Source organism: Lactobacillus sp. 23-2 (assembly GCF_044902225.1).
GTDB lineage: Bacteria > Bacillota > Bacilli > Lactobacillales > Lactobacillaceae > Lactobacillus > Lactobacillus absianus.
Genome location: NZ_JAOQBX010000092.1, coordinates 1 through 298, shown reverse-complemented (window position 1 = coordinate 298; position 298 = coordinate 1). Strand labels below are relative to the sequence as shown.

Here is a 298-nt window from a genome sequence, read left to right as displayed (position 1 = left end):
CGAGTTTTATGGATCCAAATGGAACAGAATCTTTAAGTCTATCACAACCGATAACGGCTCCGAGTTCGCGGATCTATCAAATCTTGAGCAAGTTTCCAAGACGCTTGTGTATTATGCTCACCCTTATACATCCTGTGATAAAGGTAGCGTAGAGCGGCACAACGGGCTTATCAGACGCTATATTCCTAAGGGAGACCGGATAGATAAGTACAGCGTGGAAGACATTGCTAAGATCGAAGTATGGTGCAACTCTCTTCCTCGAAAGATCTTAAACTACAAGACTCCAGAAGAGTGCTTT

1 protein-coding gene is annotated in these 298 nt (G+C 43.6%); it reads left to right on the top strand.

The genetic code is table 11. The features are described from left to right. On the top strand, window positions 1-298 hold a 298-nt coding region (locus OCH80_RS10290; RefSeq protein ID WP_404540684.1), incomplete at both ends, for an IS30 family transposase.